Source organism: Methylobacterium phyllostachyos (assembly GCF_900103445.1).
Lineage (GTDB): Bacteria > Pseudomonadota > Alphaproteobacteria > Rhizobiales > Beijerinckiaceae > Methylobacterium > Methylobacterium phyllostachyos.
The window spans coordinates 266,240-287,396 of record NZ_FNHS01000009.1 but is presented as its reverse complement, the minus strand read 5'-3'; the positions used below and the strand labels follow the sequence as shown (position 1 = coordinate 287,396).

Sequence of the window (21,157 nt, the reverse complement as noted above, 5' to 3'; positions counted from 1 at the left end):
GGCTTGCGCCCGAACCGACCCTTGCTCGACTGGAGGAACCGTGATACCGGACCGACCGTTCGGTGGTCCGCCTCAGCGGTGGAGGGCGTCTAAAGCCCGCCGATCCCCCTGTCAACCCCGCCTCGAAGCCGCCGAAGCGAACCATCCGCGGAGCCGGCCTCAACAGACAAACAGAAGACCGCCCGGCTACCCAGCCGGCCAATCCCGCTGCTTGTCAGAAGATGCCTCAGCGCCCGGTCCACTCTCGCGGCCGGCGCCGATGAACCGGGGTATAGATCCCCCAATCCGACCCGTCAACGGCTTTGTTCCAGGGTGGGCGATTTTTTTGATCCGGCCGTCGCGCGCGCCTTGCGAGCCTCCGTAGGCCACCGGCGCCATGCAGCTGATCGAGGGGGTTCAGTAGCCCTTCTTCACCTGCGCCAGCGCCGCGCTTAAGCCCTGAGCCACACGGGCGCGCTCGTCGGGGCCGGCATCCCGGGCGACGAGCGCCTGCTGCCGGCGGGACACCAGAGTCAGGCGCTGGAGCCCGTACTCGTCGTCCTCCACCGTCTCGATCTTGGTCCAGAGCGGGTTGAACCGCCACTCGCGCCGCTCCCCCCGGTGGCTGACCCGGGCGAGCAGGATCTCGATCTGCGAGATCATCACCTCCTCGAAGGAGCGGCCGCGCCGGACGCTCACCTTCAGCGCCGCATAGATCGCCAGCATGTCGAGGCCGAAGAAGCCGGCCACCGGCCAGAACCCCATCCGCCACGCCCAGACCGATACGGTGAGCGAGACCGCACAGCAGCCGGTCATCACCACGCGGAACCCGAGCCGGCTCAGTGACTGGTGCGGCCGGATGGTCGCCGCGAAGACGGGCCGATCCATCGAATCGGGATCGAGGCCATAGGGGTGGACGGAAGGATTGCCGCTCGCCATGCGATCCATATAACGCGCCCATGCCCGCCAGAAAGACACCGAGTCCCGTGACGGATCGCGCCGCTCGCGGGGTGGCGAAGCGGAGCAAGGCTGCCGCCTCCGGTCGGCTCGCCGGCCCGATCCGGCCCGCCGTCACCGCGCAGGTCGATACGGTGCCCGAGGCTGTCGATCCGGAGACCCTCGTCGAGATCTTCCGCCGCTTCCACGCGGCCGAACCCGAGCCGAAAGGCGAGCTGCATTACGTCAACCCATTCACGCTGCTGGTCGCCGTTGTGCTCTCGGCCCAAGCGACCGACCGGAGCGTCAACCTCGCCACCGGTCCGCTCTTCGCGGTGGCCGATACGCCGGAGAAGATGCTGGCCCTCGGCGAGGAGCGCGTCCGCGACTTCGTCCGGACGATCGGGCTGTTCAACACCAAGGCGAAGAACGTCGTCGCGCTCTCGCGCATCCTGGTCGAGCAGCATGGCGGGGCAGTACCGGCGAGCCTGGAGGCGCTCCAGGTGCTGCCCGGCGTCGGCGCCAAGACCGCGAGCGTCGTCCTGAACATTGCCTTCGGGGTTCCGCGGATCGCGGTCGACACCCATATCTTCCGGGTCTCGAACCGGATCCCGCTCTTCGTCGGCACGACGACCGACAAGGTGCAGGCCGGCCTGGAGGCGATCGTGCCGGACGCCTACCGCCTGCACGCCCATCACTGGCTGATCCTGCACGGCCGCTACACCTGCAAGGCGCGCAAGCCCGAATGCCCGCGCTGCCGCATCGCGGATCTCTGCCGATACCCGTCCAAGACGACGGCGTGATGGCATCCGGGGCACGTGCGGGGCGCCCTCCGCAATCCCGCCCCGCGGGCTAACGCGTTGTGCTGGCAGCCCGGTTCGGCTAGTTTGGCGGCCGGTCGCCGGGGCCCTCGGGCAGAGGCCGTCCGGCTGCCCGACCTCGCGTCCGGTCGCCGCGCCGCGGATCCTCCCCATCGTCGCGCATCAGGAGCCTCGGCCCATGGACTTCCTCAAACCACGGTACACGCCTATGAACCGCCGCCGTCGCATCTACGAGGGCAAGGCGAAGGTCCTCTACGAGGGGCCCGAGCCCGGCACGCTCATCCAGCACTTCAAGGATGACGCGACGGCCTTCAACGCGAAGAAGCACGAGGTCATCGACGGCAAGGGCGTGCTGAACAACCGGATCTCCGAGTTCGTTTTCCAGCACCTCAACGATATCGGCGTGCCGACGCACTTCATCCGCCGGCTCAACATGCGCGAGCAGCTGATCCGCGAGGTCGAGATCATCCCGCTCGAGGTGGTGGTGCGCAACGTGGCGGCTGGCTCGCTCGCCACGCGGCTGGGCCTGGAGGAAGGCACCCAGCTGCCGCGCTCGATCATCGAGTTCTACTACAAGAACGACGCGCTGAACGATCCGATGGTCTCCGAGGAGCACATCACGGCCTTCGGCTGGGCGACGCCCCAGGAGATCGACGACATCATGGCGCTGGCGATCCGCGTCAACGACTTCCTGTCGGGTCTCTTCCTCGGCGTCGGCATCCGGCTCGTCGACTTCAAGATGGAGACCGGCCGCCTCTGGGAAGGCGACATGATGCGCATCGTGGTGGCCGACGAGATCTCCCCGGATTCGTGCCGGCTCTGGGACATCAAGTCCTCCGACAAGCTCGACAAGGACCGGTTCCGCAAGGATCTCGGCGGGCTGATCGAGGCCTATACGGAAGTCGCCAAGCGGCTCGGGATCATGTCGGAGAACGAGAAGGTGCAGGGCGGCGGGCCCCGGCTCGTTCAGTAAGGATCTCAGGCCGGCGGGCGGCGCAGGCGCACCGGGCCTGCCTCCGGGAATCCCGGGCGCAGCCGTGCGTGGGTCGAGAGGTCCGGGTCGAAACCCGGGTGATAATGGGGGTCCTGCGCCAGCAGCGGCCCCCATCGCTCTTTCAGGGCGGCGACTTCGCGCGCGTGGCGGGTACGGGCCTCCGGGGTCCAGCGGCGGCTCGCCGCCTCGCGGTGGTGCAGTACGGCCGCCGGCACCAGCAGCGTGCGGTAGCCGGCCGCGTTGAGGCGCAGGCAGAGATCGACGTCGTTGAAGTCGACCGGAAAGGCCTCGGCGTCGAAACCGCCCACGGTCCGGAATTTCTCCGCCTCGACCATCAGGCAGGCGGCCGTCACCGCCGAGACCGCATGCGTTGCGCGGAGCGCCGCGCCGTAGCCCGCGGCGTCTCCCGGGAAGTGGCGATGCCCATGGGTGACCAGACCGCCGGTACCCAGCACGATGCCGCCGTGCTGGATTCGGCCTTCACCGTCGAGGAGCTTGGCGCCGACGGCGCCGACACCCGGGCGCAGGGCTTCGCGGGCCATCAGCATCAGCCAGTCGGGCCGGAAAGCTTCGACGTCGTTGTTGACGAAGACCAGCAGCCGGCCCCGGGCGCGGGCGGCGGCGGCGTTGTTCATGGCGGCGAAGTTGAACGGCCCGGGACAGGGCACGACGTGTCCCCTCCCCTCCCCTTCCAAGGCGCGGAGATAGGCAAGGGTCTCGGGCTCGCGGCTGTCGTTATCGCAGACCAGCACCTCGAGATTCGGCCAGTCGGTGCAGCTCCGCAGGCTGTCGAGGCAGGGGCGGAGCAGGTCGAGGCGGTCGCGGGTCGGGACGATCAGGCTGGCGAGCGGCCGCGGATCGGGGAGCAACGCCTCAACGCGCAGCAGGCTATCCGGCGCGACGACGATGCGGGCTCCGGCACGGCCGGTTCGGCCGAGATGCGCTTCCACCACCCGATGATGGATCCGCCCCCCCTCGCCTGCCGGCGGTGTGGCACCTGATGGCCCCCCGCGTCGGATCGACAGGATTTCCGGTAGATGGCCAATGGCCCGGGGACCGTGCCGCTCGGCGATCCGAAACGCGGCATCCGCCGGGCTGAGCGGATCACAAGCCGGAGCGAGGGCGCTGCCCCGATAGGCCAGAACCGGCCCGAGATAGTCGAGGGCTGCCAGCCGGTCGGCGTCGAAGACCGGCGGCAGGAGCGGCCAGACCGGGTCGCCCGGCCGGTCCTGCACGAGCGCGTCGCCGTAGAGCGCCTGGAGATTGGGCTCGGCATCGAAGATGGCGGCGATCCGGGCCGGGGCGCCGGCCACGAGCACGCCGTCGCCGACCATGCGGATGTCGTCGCCCAAACCCATCTGGTCCGGCGGGAAGCGTTCGAGGATCTGCGCCGGGAGGGTCAAACGGTGATCGATGCCCATGAGGGCCGCGAGCTTCTGCCGAGCGCGCAGGCGCTTGCCCGTCAGGCGCGCCCAGAGGATCGCGCGGACCTCCCCGGGATGGCCCAGGATCCGGCGCACCGCATCGGCCAGCCCATACGGGGACTGGCGCGGACTCATTCCAGATCCTCGCCGAAGGTCGTGAGTGACAGGGACGGATGGTAGAACGGATCGTGGCGGATCGCCCCACGCCAGCGGTCGGAGAACCGCGCCGCCTCCCGCTCGAACCGGACGCGCTGTGCACCGATCGAGGGCCCCCGGCTCACCGATTCCAGGTGGGCGAGGGTCGCGTCCGGTGTCCAGACCGTCTTCCAGCCGGCTGTGCCGAGCCGCAGGCAGAAATCGACGTCGTTGAAGTCGATTGGGAAAGCGTCGGCGTCGAAGCCGCCCACCGCCAGATATTTCTCGCGCGATACGGCAAGGCAGGCGGCCGTCACCGCCGAGATCTCGTGCGCTACGCGCAGGCGCCCAAGATGACCGGGCGTGTCCCCGGGGCGGCGCCGCAGGATGTGGCCCGCACGGCCACCGAGGCCAACCACGACGCCGGCATGCTGCAGGGCGCCATCGCCGTAGAGGAGCTTCGCGCCCACGGCGCCGACCTCGGGCCGGCAGGCCTGCCGGACCATCGCGGCCAGCCAGCCGGGCTCCAGCACCGCAACGTCGTTGTTGAGGAGCACGACCACAGAGCCCGTCGCCACGGCGACGCCGGCATTGACCATGGCGGCGAAGTTGAAGGGCTGCGGGTCGATGTGGATGCGCACGCGCGGATCCCGGCGCAGGGTCTCGTAGTGAGCGAGCACCGCGGGGTCGGTCGAGCCGTTGTCGACGATGATCAGCTCGAGCGGCGCGTAGGCGGTCTCGTGCAGGACGCCGCGGCAGACGCGGGTGATCAGATCGAGCCGGTCGCGCGATGGGATCACGACGCTGACCGCCGGGGGCGGATCCGGCAGGGGCCAGTCGAGACGTACGGCGCCGTCGCACAATACCGCGGCCGGTGCGCCTGGACCCCTGAACCGCGCCGAAAGGGCCTCCACCCGGCTCGGCGGATCGAGGGGATCGGCGGCGTTGCGGGCGACCGGCCGTACGACATGGGCCACCCGTGCCCGCACCGAGACGGCGGCGCGCTCCAGCGTGAATTCCATCTGCGCCATTGAACCGACGGACGACGGTAGGGCTTGGCTGAGGAATTCTCGGGATACGAGCAGCGGGCGGCCCGGATACCCCGTCGCCAGGGCGAGATCCGGGCTCCAATCCGGCTTCAGGCGCGGTTGGCCGTCGGGGCCAATGGAATCGCCGTAGGCAAGATCCGCGTGCCGAAGGGCATGGGCCAGGAGCGTCAAGGCCTCGGGTTCCGGGATGTCGCCGGCGCGCAGGAGGCACAGGGCCTCGGCTCCGGTGGCGAGATCGTCCGGGCCGCCGTCCTCGTCCCAGGCTCGGTGGACGGCGCGGGCATCGGAACGCGGGGGCGGCGCACCCTGCCAGGCGACACAAATGCCTTCAGGGCGGTGCGACTGTGCTGCGAGCGCATCCAAGGTAGAGGCCAGGGCCGCCGCCTCGTCGGGCCGGGCGAGCACGAGGCATCGGATCCGCAGGGGCGCGGGTGGTACGTGGGGCCGCCGGGTCCGGGCCTCGGCCCAGGCGGAGAAGCGCGCGAGCGGCGTCACGGCGCAGGTGCCGCGCAGGGTGTCGCGATAGCGCCGCTCCGAGCCACGGACGCGTTCGTAGAGCGCGCCCACGAAACGCCAGGGCCGCCGGAGGAGACACTGGGCCAGCACATCGATCTCGCGCCGGACGCCGACCCGCTCCAGGACGAAGTCGGGACCGGCGCAGAGGCGGATCTCCCGCGCATCCTGTGGGATCAGCCCAAGCCAGTGGCCGACACCCTGGCATGCCCCGGGCAACACGAAATCCTGAGGCAGGTCGCTGGGGCCGCGCAGGACGCGCAGGATCGGACGGCGCGGCGCGACCGTGGCGGCGTCCGTGTAGCTCAGCACGATCCAGCCGGCCGGATGGTCCGGGAGGACGAGGCGGCGATCAAAGACGGGATCGGCCGCGGGCTCAAGGCGGAAGCGAATCTCGCGACCGGACCAGACGCGATCACGACCGGTCGCCCGGGGAAGCGAATCAACGCGGCGCGCCGCGGCGTCACTGGGCAGCGTCGTCGCCTCCGCCCGCCGGGGCCGCAGCGACCGCCGGCTTCCGGCGGCGCGGCTTCACGGCGGTCTTGCCGGCACCCTTGCCGCCCGCCCCGCCGATGACCCCCACGCCCACCGCGATATCGTAGTCGGCGGTCATCGCTGCGGGGACCGGAAGCGCGTCGGCAACGATGCTGGCGAAACCCTGCGCCTCGCCGGGTCCGACGACCACGGCGGCGCGCTCGACCCGGCTCGTGATCACCTTGCCCTCATGCCGGATCTGGACCGTGACCGGTACGTCGAACCGGCCCGGCGCGCCGGCCGGCCCGAGCAGGACGTTCACCTCGACGCCGACTTTCACGGTGATCGAGCCATCCGGAAGCCGAGTGCATTCGCGTGCGAGACGGCCGAGGGAGAACTGCGTGCGCACGTTCGCTCCGGCCATTGTCCGGGAGGCGGCGGCGTTGTCAGCAACATCCACCGGCGGACAATAAGGCGGATCGAGGCTCTCGGGCTGTGAAGGCGGGACCGTGGTGCCGCCGAACTTGAACAGGTTGGAGAGCACGTTGCCCTCCTCGGCCTGGGCCGGAGCTGCGGCGATGAAGGCGGCGATCAGGCCGGCAGCGGCCATGATCCGGGGGCCGCCTCGGGGACAGCATCCCGTGCTATTCCGATCTCCCGCCATGGCACGGCTCCCGAACGGCATCGTCATTTCAAGCTGTCGAACCCGGCCGCAAAACCCTTCATCGAGAGCGGGATGCCGACGCCTTCCTCGGGTGTCTGGAACACGATGAAGGTGGCCTGCGTGCCGCTCTTGAACTGGCGGATCAGGCCGTCATCCATCACCACCTCGGCCACGCAACCGGTGGTAAGGCAGCGGACGAATCCGGCCCGGCCGATATCGGTCTGGTCGATCTTCAGGCCGAGCCCCGACGGCAGGAGGACGCCGAGAGGCGCCACGACCCGCAGCAGGTAGCCCCGGTTATCCGCAGTCTTCAGGACGATGACCACGAGGGTCAAGTTCGGCCGGTCCTCGGCGGCGAGATACTGCACCAGGGCGCATTGCTCGGCCTTCGCGCCGGCCGGCGTCTCGCAGCGGAGCTGCCAATCGTCGAAGGTCTTGCGGACCATGCCCTGGGCGCTCGCGGACCCCGCGGGGGCGAGCGCCGCCGCGACGAGGGCAAGGATGACCGGCAGCGTGACGCGCAGGACCGCGCGCCGGAAACGAACGAGCCTCGCGTGAAGCGGCACCACCGATCCCTTCGGAACGCTCCGGCCGCAGACCGGCGGGAGCCGTACAATCGGGCGCGTTCGGACCATGGTCCGCCCCGCGCTGTCAAGCGATCCGGGGGCTGTGTTGCGCGGGGGCGCTATTCGGGCGGTATCGCGCGGCCTAGATAAGTCCGAGTCAGTCCTCAAGCACCGGATCGTGAAGTCGTGATGCGCCTGCTCGCCCTTTCGGCCGCCTGCCTGACGGCCACCCTCATGCAGGCCGGGGCTCAAGGCCTGCCGGTCGGCGAGACCACCTATATCGAGCGCTCGCTCAATCACAGCGACACGCTGGTGATCGAGCATCCGCCCGTGGCGGTGAATCCGTATGGCCGCCGCACAGGGCAGGCCGCGATCGCCGGCTATTGCCGCGATGGCGGCCTGGTCCGCCGGCGCGACGCCTTCGGCAATCCGGTGATCATCCGCCAGCGCGAGATCTGCGACAGCGTGGCCCCCCGCACGCTCGATCCCGGCGAGGTCGATCCGCGTCCGACATGGCCGGCCGACGCCGTCGCCCGCGAGCGGGTGCTGCGCGCCAAGGGCTGATGTCGAGCGCGCTCAACCGTAGCGGTGCAGGCTGCTGCCGTTGCGCTTGAGCCACGCTTCGGCGGCGTCGACGTTCGGGCAGAGCTCGCCCAGGAGTGCCCAGAACCGAGGCGAGTGGTTCATCTCGCGTAAGTGGGCCATCTCGTGGGCGACGAGATAATCGAGCACCATCGGGGGCGCCAGGATCAGGCGCCACGAGAAGTTTAGCTCCCCGCGCGCGGTGCAGGATCCCCAACGGCTGCGTGTGTCGCGCAGGGTGATGCGGATCGGCCGCTGCCCGAGGCGCGGCGCATAGCTCTCGACCGCCTCGAGGAGATCGCGCCGGGCTTCACGGGTCAGGAAGTCCCGGATCCGGCGCGCCGCATGGGCGGGCTCGCAGGCGACCGCAATGACCGGCTCGCCGGCGTCACGTTCGATGCGCACGCCGCCGCGCATGCCGCTCAGGCGTACGCGATGCGGCTCTCCACGCAGCGGCAGGCTCGCCCCCGGCTCGAAGATCACGCGCTCCGGCAGGCGGGCCAGCCGTGTCGCGACCCAGCCCGCATGGCTCTCGGCGAAACGCTGCGCGGTGGTCACGGCGGTGCGGCTCGGGAGAGTGATCACCACCTCGCCGGTGGCCGCCGACACGCGCAGAGTGATGCGGCGCGCTGTCGGGCGCCGCCGGAGCGCGATGCGGAAACGCGCACCCTCGTGCTGGACCTCGAGATGATCCGGATCGGGACGACGCAGCAGCGCGAGGGGCATGCGCGACTTCTAGAACATCGTGCCGGGAACCGGAACCGGTGCGATGTCCCGGGGCATGCAAGCCAAAGCGCGCGGCGCTCGGCCGTTTCAGCCGGCGAGCGCCCGAGTCCAGACTTCGGTCTCGGGGAGAACCAAGAGGGCGGCGGCGGCGAGGGCGATGCCGTAGGGAATACCGGTCTTGGCGTCGTGCAGATGCAGGGCGAACGGCATACGCGCGACCCGTTGGGGCAGCGGGTGCGTGCGTGCGAACAAGATGGCGAGGGTCAGGGCGCCGCCGAGGATCGAGGCAACGAGGAGATAATCGCCGAGGCCATCGAACCCGAGCCACAAGGCGGTTGCGGCCGCCAGCTTGGCATCGCCGCCGCCGATGACACCGCAGGCAAACAGCGTGAAGGTGACGATGAGGACGAGCGCCCCCGCGCCGAGATGCGTGCCGATCTCAGTCCAGCCCATAGGCCCCGTGACCGCGAGCAGGGCGAAACCCGCCACCAGGGCCAGCGAGATCCGGTTGGGGATCAGCATGGTCAGCAGATCGCTCGCCGCGGCGTAGGCCATCAGGAACGGAAACAGCACGAGCAGCCCGAAGCCCGCGAGGTCCAGACCCGCCATCTGAGCGCTTGCCCCATCTGCAGAAACCATCTCAGGCCGACCTCTGATGTCTGGCGCCGGGTAGAGAGATTGCGCGGGGCCGGGACATCCCGACCCTCGGAACACGTCTTCACACGCCACGGCCACGCAGCCGGTCGAGAACGCCCCCGTCGCACGGTCGCGACGGGGGCGTTTCGGACCTGCCGCAGATCGTTGCCGTCAGGGTTCGATCAGCCCAGGTTGCCGGAGATCTGGTTGAACTTGTTGCCGAGGTTGTTGCCGACGGTCTTCAGCGCGGCGATGATGGCGACGGCAATCAGGGCGGCGATCATGCCGTACTCGATGGCGGTGGCGCCCGACTCGTCGGAAGCGAAACGCGTGAACAGGCTCTTCATGAGGGACGATCCTTCGATCAAAACGGTGCGACTAAAACTTACACGGTGACCGACGAAGAATTTTCAGGTCTCGATCGGCGGCTCGCACAGACTGCCGATTACGCCTTGAAAATCGGTTAAATCGGTTTTTGGTGGCATGAACAGTCCGTGCCACTGTCAGCTTGGTGAAGGTTCGGTTTCGCTAAAGCCCCACGGGTCGCAGCATCGCAGGGCGGATCGTCGATTGGGACTTGCTTAGCGCTTCCTTCACCCAATCCACGTATCGGTATGACCCCGGGCGGGATTCCATCCACGGACCGCCCCACTCGAGCACCTCCGATGCGCCGCACCCTGTCGAATGCGGGCCGAGCCGGCCTCCTTCTCTTGCTGGCAAGCGTCGCGGCGACGGCCGGGCAGGCCGAGCCATTGCCGGTGGTGACCGTGCTGGTCGACAACGCCAAGGTCATCCGGTTGCCGGAGAAGACCTCGACCGTCATCGTCGGGAACCCGATCATCGCGGAGGTCACGCCACAGAAGAACGGCGTCCTCGTGCTCACGGGTAAGAGCTTCGGCTCGACCAACCTGATCGCGTTGGACAATGCCGGCTCGATGATTGCCGAGACGATGATCCGGGTGGAGGCGTCGCGGGATTCAACCATCACGGTCCAGCGCGGCCTCGATCGGGAGTCGCTATCCTGCACACCGAACTGCCAGCCCGCCGTCCAACTCGGTGACTCGGCGAGCTATTTCGGGACGACCAGCGGCCAAGCGGATGCTCGCCGCAAGCTCGCCACCAGCGGCGGCGGCGCGATGCCAGGTCTCGATCGCTGACGGACGTCACGCCGAGCGAATGCCACGACACGGCACCGTTCTTCGGACAAAATCCCGCGCGCGTCACCGGTCCGCACGATTCGGACGGGATGCCGGGAGAGAACCAGGCCGATGACAGCCATCACACAGAACCCTATACCGCCCTCCGTCGACCCGGACCTGCTCGCCGCCTTCCAGGACGTCGCGACGGCGACGATCAGCGATTGCCTCGACCGCATGCCGGTCCTGAGTGGCCTGCGCCCGTTCCATCGCGAAGGCCAGCTCATCGGTACGGCCTTCACGGTCCAGGTCCGGGCGGGCGACAATCTCGCGATCCATCAGGCGCTGGAGACGGCCCGCCGCGGGGACGTGATCGTCGTTGATGGCGGCGGCGACCTGAGCCGCGCCCTCGTCGGCGATATCATGAAGGCGATCGCCGAGAGCCGGGGGATCGCAGGCTTTGTCATCGACGGGGCCGTGCGGGACACCGGGGCCTTCGCGGCTTCCGACTTCCCCTGCTACGCCCGCGCTGCGACACCGCGCGGCCCGTTCAAGGCAGGCCCCGGCGCGAGCAACCTGCCGGTCTGCATCGGCGGCTGGACGGTGAACCCGGGCGACGTCGTTGTCGGCGATGCGGACGGCGTCGTCACCTTCCCGCCCCGAATCGCGCCGACACTCATCGAGGCCGTACGCGCGCAGGCCGTCCGGGAGGCAGAGGTTCTCGGGCTGATCCGGTCTGGCCGCTACGACGGCCGCTACGCGCGGCCCGCCAACGGCTGAGACTGTCTCGCCGGGCGAAGACCCACACCCTTGCGGAGCGGAGCGCCCCGGTGGACGATGGCGCCATGGAAACCGGGCCCCTCACCTACGCCATCGGCGACGTCCACGGCTGCGCCGCCCTCCTGGATGCGTTGCTGACGCGGATCGCCGACCATGCCGGCGACCGGGTGCACCGGCTCGTCTTCCTCGGCGACTATATCGACCGGGGCCCCGACAGCGCCGGGGCCCTGCACACCATCAGCCGCCTGCACTGGGCCGAGCCAGACCGTGTCGCCTGCCTGATGGGCAATCACGAGCGGATGCTGCTCGACGCGCTCCATACGCCACAGGCGGCCGAGCGTTGGCTGTACAATGGCGGCGAGGCGACCTTGGATTCCTTCGGCGTGCACGACGTCGCCGATCTGCCACGCGACACCCTCGACTGGATCGAGGCCCTGCCGACCCTGCATGCGGACGCATCCCATTGGTACGTCCATGCCGGCTTCCGGCCGGGATCCGAGATCCCGGATCCGGACGATCACAACCGGCTCTGGATCCGCGAGCCCTTCCTGGAGGGCGATCACGATTTCGGGCGGCACGTGGTCCACGGCCACACGCCGCAGCGGAACGGCTATCCGGAGCGCCGCCGGTTCCGAACGAACCTCGACACCGGGGCGGTCTATGGTGGCGCGCTGACGGCCGGCGTCTTTTCCGAGATGCAGGGACCGGCGGTGAATTTTCTGCAGGTGAGAGCTGCGTAGGTCACCGCCCGGATATGGAAGGGCGCGAAGACGCACCCATCTTTGCGAGCGCAGCGAAGCAAGCCGGTGTTGCAGGACGTGTGCCGAGCTGAGTGCTTCCCTGGATGGCTTCGCTGCGGTCGCAAAGATGACGCGAGTCGACCCGACGATGTTACCCGCTCGGTATGCGTTCAGGTCCGCTGTCGCCCCGGCACCAGGGCGCAGAGCATCCCAAAGAGCCAGCCGCCCATCAGGGCGAAGCCGCCGGTGGGTGCGGCCATCGGGAAGAGCGGATGCTGGAGCCACGTTCGCACCGCGAGATCGCCGCAGAACAGGATCAGGCCGACGACCAGCAGCCCCGCCGCGGCACGGGCGAGAGTCGGCCGCGCCAGCCCGGCAGCACCCAAGCCGATCAGAGCCAGGATCGCGGGGGCGTGGAACAGCAGGAACTGGGCCGCGGTCTTCAGCGAATCCGCCCCGGGGATGTGTGCGGCGGCGGCGCTGAGCGCGACGCCGAGGAGGCCGGCGAGACAAGCGAGCGCCGCAAGCGCTCGGTCGATCCCCGAAAGCCTCACGCGCCGCGCTCCACCAGGAGCTTGGCGATCGCCGCCCGCAGCTCCGGCACGCCGGAATCGTCCCGGCTCGACGTGAGGATCACCTGCGGAAAGGCGGCCGGGCGCTTGGCGAGCCCCGCCTCGATCCCGGCGATGCGGCTGGCGACCTCGCCCTTCTTGAGCGAATCGCCCTTGGTCAGCACGACCTGATAGCTCACCGCCGCCTTGTCGAGCCCGTCGAGCACGTCGGTGTCGATCGACTTGAAGCCGTGCCGGGCGTCGATCAGCATGAACACCCGGGCGAGGTTCGAGCGACCTTTCAGGTAGGCGTGGATCAGCCGGGTCCAGGCCTCGACCTTGGCCTTTTCGACCGCGGCGTAGCCGTAGCCCGGCATGTCGACCAGGGACAGGCGCTCGCCGATCCGGAAGAAGTTGAGCTGCTGGGTCCGCCCCGGCGTGTGGGAGGTCCGCGCCAGGGTGTTGCGGCCGGTGAGCGCGTTGATCAGGCTCGACTTGCCGACATTCGAGCGCCCCGCGAAGGCGATCTCGACACCCTCCATGGGCGGCAGCCGGTCGAGGGTCTGGGCAGCCGCGTAGAAGTCGGCGGCGCCGGCAAAGAGAAGGCGGCCGGCCTCGGTGAGGTCGGCCGCGTCGTCGTTGGTCTCGGTCCCAGTATCTTGCACGGCGTCTCGCCCGTCAGCCCTTGGTGGTGGCTGCCTTGGTGCCACCGCGCCGGAACGTGTTCCGCAGGTTGTCCCACAGCTCCACCTTCACGCCGTTGCGGCGCATGATGATGTATTGCTGCGTCACCGACAGGGTGTTGTTCCAGGCCCAGTAGATCACGAGGCCGGCAGGGAACGAGCCCAGCATGAAGGTGAACACGATCGGCATGAAGGTGAAGATCTGCGCCTGGACCGGGTCCGGCGGCGCGGGGTTCATCTTCATCTGCACGAACATGGTCACGCCCATGATCAGCGGCCAGACGCCCAGGTGCACGAAATCAGGCGCCGGGAAGGGCAGCAGGCCGAACAGATTCACGATGCTCGTCGGATCCGGCGCCGCGAGGTCGTGGATCCAGCCGAAGAACGGCGCGTGGCGCATCTCGATGGTGATGAACAGCACCTTGTAGAGCGCGAAGAAGACCGGGATCTGGATCAGAACCGGCCAGCAGCCGGCGACCGGATTGATCTTCTCCTTCTTGTACAGCTCCATCGTGGCCTGCTGCTGCTTCATGCGGTCGTCCTTGTACCGCTCGCGGATGGCGGCCATCTCCGGCTGCACGGCCTTCATCTTGGCCATGGAGACGTAGGACCGGTTCGCGATCGGCAGGAACAGCAGCTTCAGGCAGAAGGTCACCACCAGGATCGAGACGCCGAAATTGCCGAACAGGTGGTAGAAGAAGTCCAGCGCCCGGAACATCGGCTTGGTGATGAAGAAGAACCAGCCCCAATCGATCATCAGATCGAAGTGCTTGATGCCGAGGTCCTTCTCGTAGCCGTTGATGACGTTGACTTCCTTGGCACCGGCGAACAACCGCTGCGTCGCGGTGGCCGAGGCGCCGGCCGCGAGGTTCACGGCATCGCCGCGCACGCTCGCCTGGTAGACGTTGGTGGTGCCGTCGGTCCGGTCGGTGAAGGCGCCGGTATAGGGCGTGTCCTGATCGGGGATCGCGGCCGCGGCCCAGTACTTGTCGGTGATGCCGACGAAACCGCCGCTCACGCCGGTCCAGGCCTTGCCCTTGGTGTTGGCGCCGCCGTAGGCGCCCTCCTTGGCGAGCTTGTCGTAGGTGAATTCCTGCAGGCCGTCATTGCCGAGATAGCCGATCATGCCCTCGTGCAGGACGTAATAGCCCTGGGTGTGCGGCTTACCCCAGCGGGAGACGAGGCTGTACGGGTAGAGCGTGATCGCCCCCGAGCCCTTGTTCTCGACCTCGTCGCGGATCGTGAACATGTACTTGTCGTCGACTGCGATGATCCGCTTGAAGACGAGGCCGGCGCCGTTGTCCCAGGTCAGGGTCGCGGGGCTGCCGGGGGAGAGCGTCTTGCCGTCGCTTGTCCAGAGGGTGTCGTTGTTGGGCAGCGGCCCGGCATTGGCGCCGACCCAGCCGAACTCGGCATAGTAGGGCGTCTCGCTCCCGGCCGGCGAAAGCAGCACGATCTCCGGGCTCTTGGGATCGACGGTCTCATGGTAGTTCTTGAGCGACACGTCGTCGACGCGGCCGCCCTTCAGGGCGATCGAGCCCGAGATCGCCGGGGTGTCGATCCGGATGCGCGGCGAGCGGGCGAGCGCCGCCTCACGGGAGACCGGGCCACCCTGGGGGGTGGGGAGCGTGCCGGGAACGGGGGCTGCCGGACCGCCCTCCTTCGGCGACGGCGAGGGCACGCCGTCCGGGGTCACGCCCGGGGGCTGCTGCTGTTGCTGCGCCGCTTTGTTCTGCGCCTCGATCAGCCGTTGCTGCTCCACGCGCGGACCGGCCACGAAGTACTGCCACCCGAGCAGCACCAGCAGCGACAGGCCGATGGCCACGAACATGTTCGTCTTGTCATTGCCCATCAGGGACACCGCCGCACGCGTTCGGAGTGACGTCAGGGCGGGCGCCGGTCCCGTCGGACCCGCGCGCGCCCGTGATTCGAGGACCTCTGCCGCGCCCGTACGACGCGCCGATGTCGGCTTGGCCGGACGGCGCGGACTGGCCCGCATCCAGCGGGAGAGGTGTGGTCGAGGAAGGTCGAGCGCCAGATTGGCCGGATCGCTTGCCGCGGCCCTGGCCGGGAGGCCGAGGAGCGGCCGGACGCGTTACCGCGGGGAGCGCACGGCGCAGATCCTCGGCGAGGGCCTCGAAGGGCGCATCGAGCGCGGGGCGGCGGGCGATCAGCACGATGTCGGCCGGCAGGCTCGCGAGGTCGCCCGGGAGATCGGCCGCGACCAGGGTCACGGCGGCGCGCAGGCGGCGGCGGATGCGGTTGCGCTCCGTCGCGTGGCCGACCCGCTTCGTGATGGTGAAGCCGAGCCGCAGGCCGGGCGGTCCATCGGAAGTCCGGAGACGGCCCTGGGCGCTCATCCGCTCGGTATGGAAGCGGCGCCCCTCGGCCGCCGCCAGGAAGTCGGGTCGTTTCGTCAGCCGCTCGATCGTCGCCATCGATGGTCCGATCCCGGCCAATCCCATCCTCCGCGGCATGGCCGCGAAGGGCACTCCGGCCTTAGGCCGACAGCTTCTTGCGGCCGTGGGCGCGGCGGCGCGCGATCACCTTGCGGCCACCGGCGGTGGCCATGCGCGCACGGAAACCGTGGCGGCGCTTACGGACGAGCTTGCTCGGCTGATAGGTTCTCTTCATGGCTCAGAGCCTTCAAAGGTCGAGGCGCGCTCGCGGGCAGCTAATGCTGCACCCGACCTTCACGCGTCCTGGTTGTCTGCAAACACGAAGGGCGCCCATGCGGGGCGCCACGTCGCGAGTGGCGGGCTTATGGCGGATGGGTCCGGCGAAGTCAACGTTTCCCCGGGGCTCAATGACCCTCGAACTGCATGAGGGTGCGCACCTCCACGCCCATGTCGCGCAGGCGTCGCGCGCCGCCGATCTCCGGCAGGTCGATCACGAAGCAGGCAGCGACGATCTCGGCGCCGATCTTCTGCAGCAGATTGACCGCCGCCGTCGCCGTGCCGCCGGTAGCGATCAGGTCGTCGACCAGCAGCACCTTGTCGCCGGGCTTCACCGCATCGACGTGGATCTCGATCTCGTCGGTGCCGTATTCCAGCGCGTAGGCCATCGAGACGGTCTTGTGCGGCAGCTTGCCCTTCTTGCGGATTGGCACGAAGCCCGCTGAGAGCTGATGGGCGATGGCGCCCCCTAAAATGAATCCCCGCGCCTCGATGCCGGCCACCTGCTGGATCTGGCCACCCGCATAGGGGTGGACCAGCGCGTCCACCGCCCGCCGGAAGGCACGGGGATCGCTCAGCAGCGTGGTGATATCGCGGAAGATGATGCCGGGCTTCGGGTAGTTGGGAATCGAGCGGATCGATTCCTTCAGCGCGACGTGGCGGCGGGCTTCCATGCGTTCGGCCTTCCGTGAGGAACCGCGGGCTTAAAGCAGAAGCCCGGCACCATGACCAGTTTCCTGCGGCTCAGGCCGCCTGGACCTTCTTGAGGATGGCGACCAGTTCCCGGTGCAGCTCCTCGTTGCCGGCCGCGACCGAGCGGGGTGCCAGGGGCTCAGCCGCGCCGTCCGCCGAACTCACGAACCCGCCCGCCTCCCGCACCAGGATCACGCCCGCGGCGAAGTCGTAGGTCTGGAGGTCGCGCTCCCAGTAGGCGTCGAGGCGCCCGCAGGCGACGTAGGCCATATCGAGGGCCGCCGAGCCCATCCGCCGGGTGCCGCCCGCCACCGCCATCACGGCGCCGAGCTCGCGCAGCAGGCGCGGATGGCTGCCGCGGCCGAGATAGGGCGTGCCGTAGCCGACAAGCGCGTCGGCCATGTCCTGGCGGCCGGAGACGCGGAGGCGGCGGTTGTTGAGATAGGCGCCCTTGCCGCGCTCGGCGACGAACAGCTCGTCCTTGATCGGATCGAAGATCACGCCGGCCACGATCTGGCCCTCGCGCTCCAGCCCCACCGAGACCGCGAAATGCGGCACGCCGTGCAGGAAGTTGGAGGTGCCGTCGAGGGGATCGACATGCCAGGTGTGGCTCTTGTCGGTGCCCTCGATGATCCCGTTCTCCTCCAGCACGAGGCCGTAGCCGGGGCGCGCCTTCATCAGCGCATCGCGCACGACCTCCTCGGCCTTGCGGTCCGCCGCCGAGACGAAGTCGCCCGGGCCTTTGCGCGAGACCTGCAGGTTCTCGACCTCACCGAAGTCGCGGCGCAGGCCCCGGGCGGCCTTGCGCACGGCGTCGACCATCACGGTCATGAGGGGTGAGGAGATCATCGGTTCGAGACTTTTCGCGAGGACGGGTTGGCGCCGTCGTTACAGGGGCGCGCCGGAAAAGACGAGATGGGGGCGGGGGATGGGAGGGATGCTGATGCGAGCGCGAGGGCACCGTGGCGCCCCCTTCCCCCATCTGCGGGGGAGGGTGGCCCCTGCGTCAGCAGGGGTCGGGAGAGGGGAACCCCGCTTCCGAATAGGGCGCAGCCTTCACACAGGGCAGAGCTTCATTCTTTACCGTCGCTCCCCTCTCCCGACCCGCTTCGCGGGCCACCCTCCCCCGCAGAGGGGAGGGAGACGCGGGGAGCGTCGTGAACCTACTCCGCCGCCTCGACGAACACCGTCCCGGCCCGCGGCAGGTCCAGCGTCTCCCAGGTTTCCGTCAGCGCAGCCGCCAGGCGCTCGATATGCGCGGCGTCGTGGAACGGCGAGGGCGTGATCCGCAGGCGCTCGGTGCCGCGCGGCACGGTCGGATAGTTGATCGGCTGGATATAGATGCCGTGACGCTCCAGCAGGTGGTCGGCCGCCGCCTTGCACAGCTCGGCGTCGCCCACCATCACCGGCACGATGTGGGTCTCGGTCTCCAGAACCGGCAGGCCCGCCGCGCTCAGCGCCGCCTTGGTGGCCGACGCCTGGCGCTGGTGCGCCTCCCGCTCGGCGCTCGAGCGCTTGAGGTAGCGCACCGAAGCCCGCGCCGCTGCCGCCACCGCGGGGGGCAGCGCCGTCGTGAAGATGAAGCCCGGCGCGAAGCTGCGCACCGCGTCGCAGATCGCCGCCGAGGCCGTGATGTAGCCGCCGACGCAGCCGAACCCCTTGGCCAGCGTGCCCTCGATCACGTCGACCCGGTGCATCACCCCGTCGCGCTCGGCGATGCCGGCGCCGCGCGCCCCGTAGAGGCCGACCGCGTGGACCTCGTCCAGATAGGTCATCGCGCCGTAGCGGTCGGCGAGGTCGCAGATCGCGCCGATCGGCGCTACGTCGCCGTCCATGGAATAGACCGACTCGAACACGATCAGCTTGGGCCGGTCGCCGGCCTCGCGCAGCAGCGCCTCCAGGTGCTGGAGGTCGTTGTGGCGGAAGATCTTCTTCTCGCAGCCCGAGTGGCGCACGCCCTCGATCATCGAGTTGTGGTTGAAGGCATCCGAGAGGATCAGGCAGTCCGGGATCAGCTTGGCGATGGTCGAGATGCCGGCCTGGTTCGACACGTAGCCCGAGGTGAAGACGAGGCCCGCCTCCTTGCCGTGCAGGTCGGCGAGCTCGCGCTCCAGATCGACCAGGGGCGAATTGTTGCCGGCGATGTTGCGGGTGCCGCCCGCGCCGACACCGCAGCGGGCCGCGGTCTCGGTCATGGCGGCCACCACCTCCTTGTGCTGGCCCATGCCGAGGTAATCGTTGGAGCACCACACGGTGATCTCGGCCGTCTTGCCGTCCGGCTGGCGCCACTTGGCGGTGGGGAAGCGGCCAGAGATGCGCTCGATATCGGCGAAGACCCGGTAGCGTCGCTCGCCGTGGAGTTGATCGAGCGCACCGCGGAAATAGCGCTCGTATCCGGATCCGGCCCGCGTCGATCCCGTGGGGGCGAGCGTCGTGCTGGGCATCCGGGTCACGGTCATCGAGCGTCCTTCGCGTATTCGGCCGTGCGGGCGGCGCCCTCGAGCGCCTTCTGTCCCGCGATCGAGGTCCGGCCTCGGTCAGTCCTTCGCGTGAGGGGCGCAAGATACGCGCGGATCTGGAACTGGTTCAAGGTAAGGTTCCGGCATCGCTGCCCTGCATCCGTTGAGAGGGCCGCTCGAACGCGGTAGCGTTGCGCCGCGTCCAGCTGTCCCAATAGGGTGCGTCGTCCTTGCATTTTCGCCTCGCGTCCTTCCGGAGCGGTACCGCTCCCGTCGCCGAACCCGACCGGATCTTGCGGCGACGAAGGGTCGCGCGGTGACGGACGCCCAGGACGCACGCGTGGCACGCCTGAAGGCCGCGCTCCGGGAGAATTTACGCCGCCGGAAGGCACAGGGCCGCGGCCGCGCCGATGTGCAGCCGGCGCCCGACGCCAATCGGGCGAGCGAAGACGGGTCCGAATCAGGCGGTCCAGATTCCGACAAATCCCGGCTATAGGAACGGCCAAGCCTGGGCGCTGCAGCGCCCGCGAGGAATACGGCCGGCCGCGCGCCATGGGGTGCGCCGCCCGAGGATATATGATGGACCGCATCCACATCACCGGCGGCGTGCCGCTCAACGGCGTCATCCCGATCTCGGGCGCCAAGAACGCGGCGCTGCCGCTGATGATCGCGAGCCTGCTCACCGGCGAGACGCTGGAGCTGATCAACGTGCCGCGCCTCGCCGACATCGCGGCGCTGACGCGGATCCTCGGCAACCACGGCGTCGACCACATGGTGGTGGGCAAGCGCCCGGGGCAGACGGCTGAGACCGGACAGACAATCCGGCTGACCGCCTCCAACATCATCGACACCACCGCGCCCTACGATCTGGTCTCGACCATGCGGGCGAGCTTCTGGGTGATCGCGCCGCTGCTCGCGCGGTTCGGCGAGGCGAAGGTCTCGCTGCCGGGCGGCTGCGCCATCGGCACCCGGCCGGTCGACCTGCTGATCATGGCGCTGGAAAAGCTCGGGGCCGAGATCGACATCGATGCCGGCTACGTGGTTGCCCGGACGAAGAACGGGCTGCGCGGAGCCGAGATCACCTTCCCGAAGGTCACGGTGGGCGGCACCCACGTGGCGCTGATGGCCGCAGCTTTGGCCTACGGCACCACGGTGATCGAGAACGCTGCCCGGGAGCCCGAGGTGGTCGATCTCGCCGAGTGCCTGAACAAGATGGGCGCCAAGATCCGCGGCGCCGGCACGCCCCATATCGAGATCGAGGGTGTGGCCCGGCTCGGCGGCGCCCGCCACGCAGTGCTGCCCGACCGGATCGAGACCGGCACCTACGCCATGGCGGTGGCGATGGCGGGCGGCGACGTGGTGCTCAAGGATACACGCGCCGACCTGCTGCACGCGGCCCTCGACGTCCTGTCCACCACGGGCGCCGAGATCAGCTCGGTCGAGGGTGGGATCCGGGTGCGCCGCAACGGCGCCGGCATTGCCGCGGTCGACGTCACCACCGATCCCTACCCGGGCTTCCCCACCGACCTCCAGGCGCAGTTCATGGCGCTGATGACGCTCGCCAAGGGCCAGTCGCATATCCGCGAGACGATCTTCGAGAACCGGTTCATGCACGTGCAGGAACTGGCCCGCCTCGGCGCCAAGATCCGGCTGGACGGCGACCTTGCCGTGGTCGAGGGCGTGGAGCGGCTGAAGGGTGCCCCCGTGATGGCGACCGACCTGCGCGCCTCCGTCTCCCTGGTGATCGCCGGGCTCGCCGCCGAGGGCGAGACCCAGATCAACCGGGTCTACCACCTCGACCGCGGCTTCGAGGCGCTGGAGGCCAAGCTCGGCCGCTGCGGCGCGCAGATCGAGCGGGTTCGGGCCTGAACCCGATCTGATCCCGGTCGACGGCGCCATATGGCTTGTTCCCAACATGGGAACGGGCCGGTCTACGGATGT

Annotated in this window: 23 protein-coding genes; 7 read left to right on the top strand and 16 right to left on the bottom strand. The window is 69.2% G+C overall.

The genetic code is table 11. The features are described 5' to 3' along the window. Positions 1 to 396 precede the first annotated feature (396 nt). Positions 397 to 918: a DUF2244 domain-containing protein gene (locus BLQ49_RS16600; RefSeq protein ID WP_091717516.1), complete on the bottom strand. Its 522-nt coding sequence runs from the start codon at positions 916 to 918 to the stop codon at positions 397 to 399. A 20-nt stretch (positions 919 to 938) separates the two neighbouring features. Between BLQ49_RS16600 and nth the strand changes: the two genes are divergently transcribed. Continuing rightward, positions 939 to 1,718 (top strand): endonuclease III, encoded by a 780-nt coding sequence (nth, locus tag BLQ49_RS16595; protein ID WP_208859073.1) that lies wholly within the window; start codon positions 939 to 941, stop codon positions 1,716 to 1,718. A gap of 196 nt (positions 1,719 to 1,914) precedes the next feature. Continuing rightward, positions 1,915 to 2,709 (top strand): phosphoribosylaminoimidazolesuccinocarboxamide synthase, encoded by a 795-nt coding sequence (gene purC, locus BLQ49_RS16590; RefSeq protein ID WP_010684691.1) that lies wholly within the window; start codon positions 1,915 to 1,917, stop codon positions 2,707 to 2,709. A gap of 5 nt (positions 2,710 to 2,714) precedes the next feature. Here the strand turns inward: purC and BLQ49_RS16585 are convergent, their stop codons facing one another. From BLQ49_RS16585 to BLQ49_RS16570, 4 genes are all read right to left on the bottom strand, one after another. Further along, a complete protein-coding gene (locus BLQ49_RS16585; RefSeq protein ID WP_091717514.1) occupies positions 2,715 to 4,289 on the bottom strand; it encodes a glycosyltransferase family 2 protein in 1,575 nt (524 codons plus the stop codon). Then, complete coding sequence (locus tag BLQ49_RS16580; RefSeq protein ID WP_091717511.1) at positions 4,286 to 6,163, bottom strand: glycosyltransferase family 2 protein; 1,878 nt, start codon at positions 6,161 to 6,163, stop codon at positions 4,286 to 4,288. Before BLQ49_RS16580 ends, BLQ49_RS16585 begins: the two co-directional genes overlap by 4 nt. Positions 6,164 to 6,314: 151 nt before the next feature. After that, on the bottom strand, positions 6,315 to 6,935 hold the full coding sequence (locus BLQ49_RS16575; protein ID WP_091717509.1) for a hypothetical protein: 621 nt from the start codon (positions 6,933 to 6,935) through the stop codon (positions 6,315 to 6,317). Positions 6,936 to 7,012: 77 nt separating this feature from the next. Further along, positions 7,013 to 7,558: an invasion associated locus B family protein gene (locus BLQ49_RS16570; RefSeq protein WP_425284007.1), complete on the bottom strand. Its 546-nt coding sequence runs from the start codon at positions 7,556 to 7,558 to the stop codon at positions 7,013 to 7,015. A 186-nt stretch (positions 7,559 to 7,744) separates the two neighbouring features. Between BLQ49_RS16570 and BLQ49_RS16565 the strand changes: the two genes are divergently transcribed. Continuing rightward, positions 7,745 to 8,119 (top strand): hypothetical protein, encoded by a 375-nt coding sequence (locus BLQ49_RS16565; RefSeq protein WP_091717508.1) that lies wholly within the window; start codon positions 7,745 to 7,747, stop codon positions 8,117 to 8,119. 12 nt (positions 8,120 to 8,131) lie between these two features. Here BLQ49_RS16565 and BLQ49_RS16560 read toward each other — a convergent pair whose 3' ends face one another. From BLQ49_RS16560 to BLQ49_RS16550, 3 genes are all read right to left on the bottom strand, one after another. Continuing rightward, entirely contained in the window at positions 8,132 to 8,863 is a 732-nt protein-coding gene (locus BLQ49_RS16560) for a M48 family metallopeptidase (protein WP_091717506.1), read from the bottom strand. A gap of 87 nt (positions 8,864 to 8,950) precedes the next feature. After that, complete coding sequence (locus tag BLQ49_RS16555) at positions 8,951 to 9,472, bottom strand: A24 family peptidase (RefSeq protein WP_244507629.1); 522 nt, start codon at positions 9,470 to 9,472, stop codon at positions 8,951 to 8,953. Between the two features lie 209 nt (positions 9,473 to 9,681). After that, positions 9,682 to 9,846, bottom strand: coding sequence for a Flp family type IVb pilin (locus BLQ49_RS16550; RefSeq protein ID WP_091717502.1), 165 nt, complete (start codon positions 9,844 to 9,846; stop codon positions 9,682 to 9,684). A gap of 318 nt (positions 9,847 to 10,164) precedes the next feature. Between BLQ49_RS16550 and BLQ49_RS16545 the strand changes: the two genes are divergently transcribed. The 3 genes from BLQ49_RS16545 to BLQ49_RS16535 all read left to right on the top strand — a co-directional run bounded on the left by BLQ49_RS16545 (position 10,165) and on the right by BLQ49_RS16535 (position 12,155). Then, positions 10,165 to 10,656, top strand: a complete 492-nt coding sequence (locus BLQ49_RS16545) for a pilus assembly protein N-terminal domain-containing protein (protein WP_091717500.1) — start codon at positions 10,165 to 10,167, stop codon at positions 10,654 to 10,656. A gap of 111 nt (positions 10,657 to 10,767) precedes the next feature. Further along, on the top strand, positions 10,768 to 11,415 hold the full coding sequence (locus BLQ49_RS16540; RefSeq protein ID WP_091717498.1) for an RraA family protein: 648 nt from the start codon (positions 10,768 to 10,770) through the stop codon (positions 11,413 to 11,415). Positions 11,416 to 11,480: 65 nt separating this feature from the next. After that, on the top strand, positions 11,481 to 12,155 hold the full coding sequence (locus BLQ49_RS16535; protein ID WP_091717496.1) for a metallophosphoesterase family protein: 675 nt from the start codon (positions 11,481 to 11,483) through the stop codon (positions 12,153 to 12,155). A 170-nt stretch (positions 12,156 to 12,325) separates the two neighbouring features. On the opposite strand, the gene BLQ49_RS16530 is transcribed toward BLQ49_RS16535, so the two are convergent. The 8 genes from BLQ49_RS16530 to hemA form a co-directional block, all read right to left on the bottom strand. Continuing rightward, positions 12,326 to 12,709: a DUF423 domain-containing protein gene (locus BLQ49_RS16530; protein ID WP_091717495.1), complete on the bottom strand. Its 384-nt coding sequence runs from the start codon at positions 12,707 to 12,709 to the stop codon at positions 12,326 to 12,328. Continuing rightward, on the bottom strand, positions 12,706 to 13,371 hold the full coding sequence (gene yihA / locus BLQ49_RS16525) for a ribosome biogenesis GTP-binding protein YihA/YsxC (protein ID WP_091717493.1): 666 nt from the start codon (positions 13,369 to 13,371) through the stop codon (positions 12,706 to 12,708). Before yihA ends, BLQ49_RS16530 begins: the two co-directional genes overlap by 4 nt. A 13-nt stretch (positions 13,372 to 13,384) precedes the next feature. Next, positions 13,385 to 15,241 carry a membrane protein insertase YidC gene (gene yidC / locus BLQ49_RS16520; protein ID WP_091717491.1) on the bottom strand — a complete coding sequence of 619 codons (1,857 nt, stop codon included), beginning with the start codon at positions 15,239 to 15,241 and terminating at the stop codon, positions 13,385 to 13,387. Beyond that, positions 15,231 to 15,827, bottom strand: a complete 597-nt coding sequence (gene rnpA / locus BLQ49_RS16515; RefSeq protein WP_091717489.1) for a ribonuclease P protein component — start codon at positions 15,825 to 15,827, stop codon at positions 15,231 to 15,233. Before rnpA ends, yidC begins: the two co-directional genes overlap by 11 nt. A 61-nt stretch (positions 15,828 to 15,888) precedes the next feature. Continuing rightward, the gene (gene rpmH, locus BLQ49_RS16510; RefSeq protein WP_039893469.1) at positions 15,889 to 16,023 is read right to left on the bottom strand and encodes a 50S ribosomal protein L34; all 135 of its coding nucleotides are present in this window, start codon (positions 16,021 to 16,023) and stop codon (positions 15,889 to 15,891) included. Positions 16,024 to 16,192: 169 nt separating this feature from the next. Continuing rightward, complete coding sequence (locus BLQ49_RS16505) at positions 16,193 to 16,738, bottom strand: adenine phosphoribosyltransferase (protein ID WP_091717486.1); 546 nt, start codon at positions 16,736 to 16,738, stop codon at positions 16,193 to 16,195. A gap of 70 nt (positions 16,739 to 16,808) precedes the next feature. Further along, on the bottom strand, positions 16,809 to 17,606 hold the full coding sequence (locus tag BLQ49_RS16500; protein WP_167627719.1) for an inositol monophosphatase family protein: 798 nt from the start codon (positions 17,604 to 17,606) through the stop codon (positions 16,809 to 16,811). Positions 17,607 to 17,920: 314 nt separating this feature from the next. Next, positions 17,921 to 19,216: a 5-aminolevulinate synthase gene (gene hemA / locus BLQ49_RS16495; protein WP_091717484.1), complete on the bottom strand. Its 1,296-nt coding sequence runs from the start codon at positions 19,214 to 19,216 to the stop codon at positions 17,921 to 17,923. 579 nt (positions 19,217 to 19,795) lie between these two features. On the opposite strand from hemA, the gene murA reads away from it, so the two are divergent. After that, positions 19,796 to 21,085: a UDP-N-acetylglucosamine 1-carboxyvinyltransferase gene (gene murA / locus BLQ49_RS16485; RefSeq protein ID WP_091717480.1), complete on the top strand. Its 1,290-nt coding sequence runs from the start codon at positions 19,796 to 19,798 to the stop codon at positions 21,083 to 21,085. The last annotated feature ends 72 nt before the right edge of the window (positions 21,086 to 21,157 follow it).

Excerpts from the sequence above, each read along its gene's own strand:
- rnpA (WP_091717489.1), bottom strand. The coding sequence starts at position 15,827 with ATGGCGACGATCGAGCGGCTGACGAAACGACCCGACTTCCTGGCGGCG.
- BLQ49_RS16600 (WP_091717516.1), bottom strand. The coding sequence starts at position 918 with ATGGCGAGCGGCAATCCTTCCGTCCACCCCTATGGCCTCGATCCCGAT.
- BLQ49_RS16555 (WP_244507629.1), bottom strand. The coding sequence starts at position 9,472 with ATGGCGGGTCTGGACCTCGCGGGCTTCGGGCTGCTCGTGCTGTTTCCG.
- rpmH (WP_039893469.1), bottom strand. The coding sequence starts at position 16,023 with ATGAAGAGAACCTATCAGCCGAGCAAGCTCGTCCGTAAGCGCCGCCAC.
- BLQ49_RS16575 (WP_091717509.1), bottom strand. The coding sequence starts at position 6,935 with ATGGCCGCTGCCGGCCTGATCGCCGCCTTCATCGCCGCAGCTCCGGCC.
- BLQ49_RS16545 (WP_091717500.1), top strand. The coding sequence starts at position 10,165 with ATGCGCCGCACCCTGTCGAATGCGGGCCGAGCCGGCCTCCTTCTCTTG.
- BLQ49_RS16560 (WP_091717506.1), bottom strand. The coding sequence starts at position 8,863 with ATGCCCCTCGCGCTGCTGCGTCGTCCCGATCCGGATCATCTCGAGGTC.
- BLQ49_RS16540 (WP_091717498.1), top strand. The coding sequence starts at position 10,768 with ATGACAGCCATCACACAGAACCCTATACCGCCCTCCGTCGACCCGGAC.
- BLQ49_RS16565 (WP_091717508.1), top strand. The coding sequence starts at position 7,745 with ATGCGCCTGCTCGCCCTTTCGGCCGCCTGCCTGACGGCCACCCTCATG.
- hemA (WP_091717484.1), bottom strand. The coding sequence starts at position 19,216 with ATGACCGTGACCCGGATGCCCAGCACGACGCTCGCCCCCACGGGATCG.
- yidC (WP_091717491.1), bottom strand. The coding sequence starts at position 15,241 with ATGGGCAATGACAAGACGAACATGTTCGTGGCCATCGGCCTGTCGCTG.
- BLQ49_RS16505 (WP_091717486.1), bottom strand. The coding sequence starts at position 16,738 with ATGGAAGCCCGCCGCCACGTCGCGCTGAAGGAATCGATCCGCTCGATT.
- nth (WP_208859073.1), top strand. The coding sequence starts at position 939 with ATGCCCGCCAGAAAGACACCGAGTCCCGTGACGGATCGCGCCGCTCGC.
- BLQ49_RS16535 (WP_091717496.1), top strand. The coding sequence starts at position 11,481 with ATGGAAACCGGGCCCCTCACCTACGCCATCGGCGACGTCCACGGCTGC.
- BLQ49_RS16550 (WP_091717502.1), bottom strand. The coding sequence starts at position 9,846 with ATGAAGAGCCTGTTCACGCGTTTCGCTTCCGACGAGTCGGGCGCCACC.
- murA (WP_091717480.1), top strand. The coding sequence starts at position 19,796 with ATGGACCGCATCCACATCACCGGCGGCGTGCCGCTCAACGGCGTCATC.
- BLQ49_RS16500 (WP_167627719.1), bottom strand. The coding sequence starts at position 17,606 with ATGATCTCCTCACCCCTCATGACCGTGATGGTCGACGCCGTGCGCAAG.
- BLQ49_RS16585 (WP_091717514.1), bottom strand. The coding sequence starts at position 4,289 with ATGAGTCCGCGCCAGTCCCCGTATGGGCTGGCCGATGCGGTGCGCCGG.
- purC (WP_010684691.1), top strand. The coding sequence starts at position 1,915 with ATGGACTTCCTCAAACCACGGTACACGCCTATGAACCGCCGCCGTCGC.